This window comes from Schnuerera sp. (assembly GCF_035459645.1).
Lineage (GTDB): Bacteria > Bacillota > Clostridia > Tissierellales > Tepidimicrobiaceae > Schnuerera.
This window is the reverse complement of the sequence record NZ_DATHXO010000351.1, coordinates 1-9505: the sequence shown is the minus strand read 5'-3', so window position 1 is coordinate 9505 and position 9505 is coordinate 1. Positions and strand designations below refer to the sequence as shown.

At 31.5% G+C, this 9505-nt stretch carries 9 protein-coding genes; 8 read left to right on the top strand and 1 reads right to left on the bottom strand.

All coding sequences use genetic code 11. From position 1 onward, the window contains the following. The 8 genes from VK998_RS08210 to VK998_RS08175 all read left to right on the top strand — a co-directional run. On the top strand, window positions 1–529 hold a 529-nt coding region (locus VK998_RS08210), incomplete at its 5' end, for an aromatic amino acid lyase (RefSeq protein WP_325227509.1). 13 nt (window positions 530–542) lie between these two features. Next, window positions 543–2576, top strand: coding sequence for a urocanate hydratase (locus tag VK998_RS08205; protein ID WP_325227506.1), 2034 nt, complete (start codon window positions 543–545; stop codon window positions 2574–2576). 13 nt (window positions 2577–2589) lie between these two features. Then, on the top strand, window positions 2590–3486 hold the full coding sequence (ftcD, locus tag VK998_RS08200) for a glutamate formimidoyltransferase (RefSeq protein WP_325227503.1): 897 nt from the start codon (window positions 2590–2592) through the stop codon (window positions 3484–3486). A gap of 11 nt (window positions 3487–3497) precedes the next feature. Further along, window positions 3498–4772, top strand: coding sequence for an imidazolonepropionase (hutI, locus tag VK998_RS08195; RefSeq protein ID WP_325227502.1), 1275 nt, complete (start codon window positions 3498–3500; stop codon window positions 4770–4772). 226 nt (window positions 4773–4998) lie between these two features. Beyond that, the gene (locus tag VK998_RS08190; protein WP_325227500.1) at window positions 4999–6129 is read left to right on the top strand and encodes a TMEM165/GDT1 family protein; all 1131 of its coding nucleotides are present in this window, start codon (window positions 4999–5001) and stop codon (window positions 6127–6129) included. Window positions 6130–6209: 80 nt separating this feature from the next. Continuing rightward, a complete protein-coding gene (locus tag VK998_RS08185) occupies window positions 6210–6680 on the top strand; it encodes a chemotaxis protein CheW (RefSeq protein ID WP_325227498.1) in 471 nt (156 codons plus the stop codon). Window positions 6681–6683: 3 nt separating this feature from the next. Continuing rightward, the gene (locus VK998_RS08180; RefSeq protein ID WP_325227497.1) at window positions 6684–7847 is read left to right on the top strand and encodes a sensor histidine kinase; all 1164 of its coding nucleotides are present in this window, start codon (window positions 6684–6686) and stop codon (window positions 7845–7847) included. Window position 7848: 1 nt separating this feature from the next. Then, a complete protein-coding gene (locus VK998_RS08175) occupies window positions 7849–8511 on the top strand; it encodes a response regulator transcription factor (protein WP_325227495.1) in 663 nt (220 codons plus the stop codon). Between the two features lie 77 nt (window positions 8512–8588). On the opposite strand, the gene VK998_RS08170 is transcribed toward VK998_RS08175, so the two are convergent. Next, window positions 8589–9505: selenium metabolism-associated LysR family transcriptional regulator (locus VK998_RS08170; protein ID WP_325227492.1), on the bottom strand; the 917-nt coding region annotated here is incomplete at its 5' end.

The following is a 9505-nucleotide window of genomic DNA, read 5'->3' as shown; positions in this document are numbered from 1 at the left end:
GGCACTTAGTTTTGACTTTTTAGGTATAGCTTTATGTGAATTAGCTAATATATCGGAAAGAAGACTTGAAAGACTCGTAAATCCGGCTTTAAGTAATTTACCAGCATTTTTAACTAAAAATGGGGGTTTGAATTCAGGTTTTATGATTGTTCAATATTCGGCTGCTGCTTTAGTATCAGAAAACAAGGTATTAGCACATCCAGCTAGCGTTGATTCTATTCCATCTTCTGCAAATCAAGAAGACCATGTTTCTATGGGAACCATTGCAGCGAGAAAAGCTAAAGAGATTTTAGAGAATACTCGAAAAGTATTAGCTATGGAATTATTGGCGGCTTGTCAAGCAATAGACTTAAGAGGTAAGAAAGGTCTGGGAAAAGGAACAGAAATAGCATATAATATAGTTAGAGAGCATTTAACTACTATCGAAGAAGATGAAATAATGTATAAACAAATAAATACATGTGAAGATATAATTATATCAAATAAAATATTAGATGAGATTGAAATAAAATTAGGAAAATTAATATAAAGGAGGAATTTTAATGGTAAAAAATTATGATATCAGTAAAGCTATGACTATTAAATTGGATAATGAATTGCCCCCTATGCCTAAATTTGTTGAAGGAATAAGACGGGCACCGAAAAGAGACTTCAAATTAACAAAATCAGAAACTGAAATCGCCCTAAAGAATGCTTTAAGATATATACCAGAAGAATGGCATGAAAAATTAGCACCAGAGTTTTTAGATGAATTATTCACTTATGGGAGGATATATGGCTATAGGTTTAGACCAGAAGGTAGAATATATGGAAAACCAATCCATGAATATAAGGGAAAATGTATTGAAGGAAAAGCATTTCAAGTAATGATAGATAATAACTTAGACTTTGATGTAGCATTATATCCTTATGAACTAGTCACCTACGGAGAGACAGGCCAAGTTTGTCAAAACTGGATGCAATATAGGCTAATAAAAAAATACCTTGAAGAGTTAACAGAAGATCAAACCTTAGTTGTAGCTTCGGGACACCCTTTAGGATTGTTTAACTCTACTCCAAATAGTCCAAGAGTTGTTATCACCAATGCATTGATGATAGGTATGTTTGATGACCAAGAACATTGGATTAAGGCACAAGCCATGGGAGTAGCAAACTATGGACAAATGACAGCAGGTGGATGGATGTATATTGGACCTCAAGGAATAGTTCATGGAACTTACAATACAATATTAAATGCAGGTCGTATGGAATTAGGAACAAAAGACGATCTACGAGGACATTTATTTGTAAGCTCTGGATTAGGAGGAATGAGTGGAGCACAAGGAAAGGCAACTAAGATTGCTAAAGGTGTAGGGATAATAGCGGAAGTTGACTTTTCTAGAATAGAAACAAGATTAAAACAAGGATGGATAGATTTATCTTTTGATAATTTAGATGAAGTGTTTAGAACAGCTAAAGAATATCAACAAAAAGAAGAGCCAATAGCCATAGCATATCATGGGAATATAGTAGACTTATTAGAATATGCAGTAAAAAATAATATCAATATAGAATTATTATCAGACCAAACTTCTTGCCATGTACCCTACGATGGAGGATACTGTCCACAAGGATTGACTTTTGAAGAACGAACAGAAATGTTAAGAATAGACAAGGAAAAATTTGCAGAATTAGTAGATAAATCATTAACCCATCATTTTGAATTGATTAAAGAATTAGTAAGTAGAGGAACTTATTTCTTTGATTACGGTAACAGTTTCATGAAGGCAGTATTTGATGCAGGAGTAAAGGAAATAGCTAAAAATGGAAAAGATGAAGGTGAAGGATTTATTTTCCCATCCTATGTAGAAGATATAATGGGACCAATGCTATTTGACTATGGATACGGGCCTTTTAGATGGGTATGTTTAAGTGGAAAACATGAGGATTTAATTAAAACTGACAAAGCAGCCATGGAATGTATAGATCCAGATAGAAGATTCCAAGATAAAGACAATTGGGTATGGATAAGAGACGCAGAAGAAAATAAATTAGTAGTAGGAACACAAGCAAGAATTTTATACCAAGATGCTCTAGGTAGGCTGAAAATTGCCCTTAAATTCAATGAGATGGTAAGGAATGGAGAAATAGGAGCAGTAATGATGGGTAGAGACCATCATGACACAGGAGGAACAGATTCACCCTTTAGAGAAACCGCTAATATAAAAGATGGTAGCAATATAATGGCAGATATGGCAACACATTGTTTTGCAGGAAATGCAGCAAGAGGAATGAGCTTAGTAGCTCTTCACAATGGTGGTGGAGTAGGAATAGGCAAGGCTATCAATGGTGGATTTGGTATGGTATTAGACGGTAGTAAAAGAGTAGATGATATATTAAAGACTGCTATGCCATGGGATGTAATGGGAGGAGTAGCAAGGAGAGCATGGGCAAGGAATGAAAACTCAATTGAAACATGTATTGAATACAACAAACAATTTAAAGGAACAGATCATATTACAATTCCTTTTATACCTAATGAAGAGGTAATTAAGGGATTGGTAGACGAAGGATATGAAAAGAACATAAAAAAATAGAAAGGGGATTTTAATGGCTAGATTAGTTCAATGTGTTCCCAATTTCAGTGAGGGAAAAAATAAAGAAATTATAGAAAAGATAGTAGAAGAGATTCGGATAGTAGATGAGGTAAAGCTACTAGATTATTCTATGGATAAAGATCATAATAGATCTGTAGTAACCTTTGTTGGAGAACCAGAAAAGGTCATAGAGGCAGCTTTTAATGCAGTTAAAACTGCAGCTGAACTAATAGATATGAAAAATCATTCTGGAGGACATCCAAGAATGGGAGCTACTGATGTTATTCCATTAATACCAATATCTGACGTAACCATGGAAGAATGTGTGGAATATTCAAAGAAATTAGGAAAAAAAATAGGTGAAGAATTAAATATTTCTGTTTTTCTATATGAAAAGTCAGCTAAATCTAAAGAAAGGGAAAATCTAGCAGATGTTAGAAGAGGTCAGTATGAAGGAATGGCAGAAAAACTTAAACAAGAAGAATGGCAACCAGATTTTGGACCAAATATTTTAAATGAGAAAGCAGGAGTAACAGCAGTAGGAGCAAGGATGCCTTTAGTTGCCTTTAATGTAAACTTAGGGACAGATGATGTAGAAGTGGCAAAAAAAATAGCTAAGGTTGTAAGGGCAAAAACTGGTGGTTTCACATATTGTAAGGCTATAGGATTAGAAATAACAGAAAGAAAAATAGTACAAGTTTCTATGAATATGGTTGACTATACAAAGACCTCTTTGTTTAGGGTTTTTGATACAATAGAAAGAGAAGCTAGACGATATGGAGTAAATGTTATAGGAAGTGAAATTATTGGATTAGTACCAATGCAAGCATTAGTAGATGTAGCGGATTATTATTTAAGATTAGAAAATTTCGATTCCGGTCAAATTCTTGAAAAAAGAATGTTTGAATAGGGTGTGATAAAATGAAGGCGGATATAGTTATAAAAAATATAGACAATTTAATAACTTTAAAGGGTCCTAATAGAGCCCGAGTCAATGAAGAGATGAGGGAGATTGGCCTTATTAATGATGGAATAGTAGCTTTAAAAGATGATAAAATAATATATGTAGGCAAAGGAGAATTACCAGCATCTATTAAAACTCATAAAGATACTATTTTAATAGATGGAAAAGGGAAAACTGTAACACCAGGTTTAGTAGATTCTCATACCCATCTGGTCCATGGTGGTTCTAGAGAACACGAACTATCTATGAAATTAAAAGGAGCTAAATATTTAGATATATTAGAAGCAGGAGGTGGTATTCATAGTACAGTAAATGCCACTAAGGAGGCAAGTTTTGACCAACTTTATGATAAGGCTAAAAAGAGTCTAGATATTATGCTAGGTTTTGGAGTTACAACTGTAGAAGCAAAAAGTGGATATGGATTGGAAGATTTTGATACGGAAATCAAACAAATGGAAGTGGCAAACAAACTAAATGAAGATCATTATGTAGATATAGTATCTACGTTTATGGGTGCTCATGCTATACCAACAAAATATAAGGATAATCCAAGAACTTTTATCGATATTATCATTGATGAAATGATTCCTAAGGTATCAGAGAGGAAATTAGCCAAATTCTGCGATGTTTTCTGTGAAAAAGGAGTTTTTTCAGTAGAAGATTCCAAAGAAATACTAGAAGCTGGTATAAGATATGGATTATTACCAAAAGTACATGCAGATGAAATTGAACCTATGGGTGGAGCAGAACTAGCGGCAGAAGTAGGATGTATTACAGCGGATCATTTAGTTGCTGCAAGTGAAATAGGAATAAAAATGATGGCAGAAAAAGGAGTTATCGCAAATTTACTTCCTGGTACATCCTTTAATTTACAAACTGGGAAATTTGCGCGAGCTAAAAGGATGATAGAAGCAGGGGTTCCTGTAGCTTTATCTACAGATTATAATCCGGGTAGTTGTCCTACCGAAAATATGCAACTTGTTATGAGCCTTGCCTCTATAGTTATGAAAATGACACCAGAAGAGGTGATAACAGCAGCAACAATAAATGGAGCAGCCTCTTTAAAACTAGAAGAACAAATAGGTAGTTTGGAGGTTGGGAAAAAAGCAGACTTAGTTATATTTGATGCACCTAATTTGGATTATATTATCTATCATTTTGGAATAAACCACACGGATAAAGTTATAAGAAATGGGAAATTAGCATTTGAAAAGACAACCAATATACTATAAAATTATATTTATATTAAAAATACTAAAAGGTAGTAGCTATAGTATGGATTACTAAAATAGGGTCAACATACTGGTATATATACCTGGTCCTATTTACCTTTTTATTAAAGGAAAGCGAGACTTTTAGTTTAATAGAATATTCTATTAAACTAAAAGTCTTTTTTGGGGCATATAGCAAAGAAAGTTACGAAGCTGTAATTTTGAGTAAGGAAAAGGAGCAAAGGATATGATTACTGAAACAATCAGAGCGTTTTTTTTAATTTTTGCTGCAGAAATGGGAGATAAAACACAAATAATTGCAATGACTTTTGCAACTCAGTATAAAGTGAGGGAAGTTTTAGCTGGAGTATTTGTAGGAGTTTTTTTAAACCATGGGTTAGCAATAATATTAGGTAGATATTTATCTAAATTGATACCTATGGGTTCCATACAGATAGTTGCTGGAATTATGTTTGTTATCTTTGGATTATTGGCTCTAAAGGAAGAGGAAGTGGAAAAAAAAGGGAACAAAAGAAGTTTAAGTCCTATTGTTACTGTAGCTTTAGCTTTTTTTATTGGTGAATTAGGCGATAAAACTCAATTAACAGCTATGACGTTATCAGCAGAAGGAAACTATCCTCTTTTTATTTTAGCAGGAACTATATTAGGTATGTTAGGAACCAGTGGACTGGGAATCTTTATAGGTAGTAAAATTGGGAAAAAAATGCCAGATATTTCAATTAAAATCATATCATCTATAGTATTTATATTTTTTGGCACATTAAAACTGTACAACTGGATCCCGGTAAGGTTATTGAAAGTATCTAATATTAAAATTTATTTTGTTATAATATTATCAATTTATTTATTGTTGGTTAGAAGATTGATTCTTAGAAAAAGATATTCAAAGCATTCACCTATAAAAGATGCAGCGGCTCTTTTATACATTCAAACAAAACTTCTAAAGGAAGCGGTAGATGATATCTGTCTTGGTGAAGAAATATGTGGCAACTGTTCTGGAGATAATTGTATAATTGGTTATACAAAAAAGCTTCTTAACAATGCAAGAAATAAAGAACAATACTATATTGATCAATACGTAGACATTTCAAAATTAATAACTAAAGATTTTGAAGAAAGAAAAGTTATAGAGGCCTTAAGCTTGATAATAGCCGATTATATAACCTACGGGATGATAAAAGATGAAAATTTCATTATAAATCAAATTAAAGGGTATTTAGAACTAATTTTGCTAGGCGAAAAGATTAGATTTGACGGTGATTTGTTTAAATATATTAGGCATATTAAAAGGATTAACTATCATATAGGGGAAAACTTAGAAAACAGAATTAAAGATAAGCTTAGCTCCTCTAATTAAAAAAAACTAAAATAAAGAAGGATAAACAAGTTTTATGTAGAATAATAGAATATAGTGAAAAAAACAAGGAGGGATATTTTATGGCAGAGAACCAATATGTAGTATTTAATCTAGAAGCTGAAGAATTTGGCATCGATATTATGAATGTAAAAGAAATAATACCATATGAAGAATCTGTTAATGTACCTAATGCTCCAGAATTTATTGAAGGAATTATCAATTATAGAGGAAATGTAATTCCTATAATAAATTTAAAGAAAAGATTTAATTTAGATGTTTCAAAGACGACAAAAGACACAAGGATAATTGTTATTAACCTAGGAGATAAAGAGATTGGATTTGTTGTAGATGAAGCATCACAAACACTAAGATTAAATGAAGAACAAATCGATCCAGCTCCGGATATAATATCTGATGTAGATAGAAGATTTATTACAGGTGTCGGTAAAGTTGGTGAAGACAGGTTATTGATACTATTGGATTTACACAAAATACTAACAGATAAAGAAAAAGATGAGATTGAGAAGATGGAAATAACAAAAGAGGTGTAAACTGTGTCTAATACTTCTTCTAAAGTTGAACGTATCAACGAAATATTACAAGAAACTATATATTCTATTGAAAACAATAAAGAGGAAATATCGGAAATAGTTGAATATGCAAGAGATGATGTAAAACAAATTGAAAAAGATTTATGCAAAATCAAAGAAAGAGTTGAAGAGATAATAAAAGAAGTGGATAAATTAGAAATTGAAGAGAGGAAAAGCAGGTCTTACTTATCGAATGTAAGCAAAAATTTTAATATATATAGTGAAAAGGATTTAAAACAAGCCTATGATAGAGCTAATGAAACTAGGATTAGACTGCTTTTGAAAAGAGAAGAAGAGAAAAGATTAATAGAAAGAAGGAAAGAACAAGAATTTAGATTAAAATCTGCTATAGAAGTATATAAAAAAGCTGAAAGGGTAAGAAAATCTGTAAGTGTAGCTACTGAATATTTAAAGGGAAATTTAGATGAAATATTATTTACAGTTGACCATTTAAACAAAAGGCAGGTTTTAGGTATAAAAATAATTGAAGCCCAAGAAGAGGAAAGGGAAAGATTGGCCAGGGATATGCATGATGGGCCAGCCCAATCTATGGCAAATATATTAGTTAAAACAGAAATATGTGAAAGATTAATGGATATTGATATAAAAAAATCAAAAGAAGAGTTACAGAATTTAAAAACTATAGCTAGAACTACATTAAAGGATATAAGGAAGACAATATATGATTTAAGACCAATGTCTTTAGATGATTTAGGATTAATTCCAACCTTGGAACGTTATATATATAATTTTATCGATTATACTGGGATAGATGTAAAGTTGAATGTTCTTGGCGATGTAGTCAATTTGAATTCTACTGTAGAAATTGCTATATTTAGAATAATTCAAGAAGCTTTGAATAATATATTTAAGCACTCAAAGGCTACTGAAGCTAGAATAGTAATGGAATATTCTCCCACAAGACTTAATTTGTCCATTAGAGATAATGGAATTGGGTTTAATATAGATAAAGTAAATGAATTAGGAAGGGATACAACGGGAGGCTTTGGTTTAATTAATATAAGAGAAAGAGTAGAATTATTAAAAGGAAATCTCGAAATTAAATCCTCACCAGGGAAGGGTACTAGGATTAATATTTTTATTAAGTTACCAGAGGAGGAAAATTAGTATGGTAAATGAAAGAATATCGGTAATGATAGTTGATGATCATGTTTTAATGCGTGAAGGATTAAAACAATTATTAGAGTTAGAAGATGATATTGAAGTTATAATTCAAGCTGGTGATGGGAAAGAAGCAATTGAAAAAGCTTTGGAATATAATCCAAATGTTATATTATTAGATATAAATATGCCAAATATGAATGGCATCGATGTTTTGAGGAGATTAAAAGATCTGGGGGCAAACTCTAGCGTTATTATGTTAACCATTCATGAAGATAAAGAATACTTATTTGAAACCATGAAAATTGGTGCAGATGGATATGTTTTAAAGGACTCAGATGCTGACAGTCTAATAAAAGCTATAAGAGATGTATATAATGGGAAAACTTATATACAACCTAGTGTGGCTTGTATGTTAGTAGAAGGGATAGGAGAAATTGATGAGAAAACGAATAAAGAACTAAACAAGATAAGACTGTTGACCAAGAGAGAATATGAAGTTTTAACCTTGATAGCAGAAGGATTGAACAATAGAGATATTGCGGACAAACTATATATAAGTGAAAAAACTGTTAAAAACCATGTTTCTAGTATATTTAAAAAAATTGAAGTCAATGATAGAATCCAAGCAGCCATATTTGCGTTTAAAAATAAGATTAAGAAAATTTAAAGAAACCAAGGGGAATGACCTCTTTGGTTTCTTTTTTATGGGACGCGACACTTCAACGAAGGTTCAGGTAATATATTTCATATAGAGAGTTCATCAATATATTCAAGAACAAAAGATTTAAAAGTATCATTTAAAGGGGAAAGTTGTCTTTTGTTATGATAAACAAAGTAAAATTTACGAATGAAATCAATTCCTTTAATATAATATACTTTATATTTGTCAAGTTTAATATCGTCTAATACAGCTCTTTGGGATAAAAAGCTAATACCTATACCTAAGGATACCATTTCCTTGATAGTTTCAGTATCTCCCACATAAGCAATAATATTAAAGTCATCTATAGCAATCCCTTTTTTTAGCAGTTCATTTACTAATAAATTCCTTGTGCCAGAGCCTTCTTCTCTAAATAATATTTTTTCTTTAATAATTTCATCCATAGAGAGATAAGAATAATTTGGTTTGGGATACAGAGAATTATTAGGTGTAATTACTATCAATCTATCTTCTATTAATTCAATATAGTTTAGCTTATTAGAAGAATATTTAGCACCAACTATCCCGAAATCTGTATCCCCTTCTAAAATACTCTTTACAACGCTTTTTGAGTCTTTATCTTCCAAGGTGAAAGAGACATCTGGATATTTTTTTAAAAAGTTATCAATTATATTAGGTAGTATATACTTTCTAGGGACTGAACTAGAATAAATATGTAGATGTCCTTGAATCCGTCCTTTATAAGCTGCTAAGTTAAACTTTGCCATTTCACAAGAATTTACAATATTGATAGCATATTTATAAAACAAACTACCTGCTTCAGTTAAAGAAATCTTCTTCCCAGAACGATTAATCAATAAAGAACCTAATTCCTTTTCTAAATTCTGAATATGGTTTGTTACAGTTGGTTGTGTTATAAATAACTTTTCTGCAGCACGAGAAAAGCTTTTCAAATTAGCTACTTCTATAAAAGTTTCAAGTTGTCTTAAATCCAATTTAA

Bases quoted from the DNA above. Each gene is read 5' to 3' on its own strand.
- VK998_RS08205 (WP_325227506.1), top strand. From the start codon at position 543: ATGGTAAAAAATTATGATATCAGTAAAGCTATGACTATTAAATTGGAT.
- ftcD (WP_325227503.1), top strand. From the start codon at position 2,590: ATGGCTAGATTAGTTCAATGTGTTCCCAATTTCAGTGAGGGAAAAAAT.
- hutI (WP_325227502.1), top strand. From the start codon at position 3,498: ATGAAGGCGGATATAGTTATAAAAAATATAGACAATTTAATAACTTTA.
- VK998_RS08190 (WP_325227500.1), top strand. From the start codon at position 4,999: ATGATTACTGAAACAATCAGAGCGTTTTTTTTAATTTTTGCTGCAGAA.
- VK998_RS08185 (WP_325227498.1), top strand. From the start codon at position 6,210: ATGGCAGAGAACCAATATGTAGTATTTAATCTAGAAGCTGAAGAATTT.
- VK998_RS08175 (WP_325227495.1), top strand. From the start codon at position 7,849: ATGGTAAATGAAAGAATATCGGTAATGATAGTTGATGATCATGTTTTA.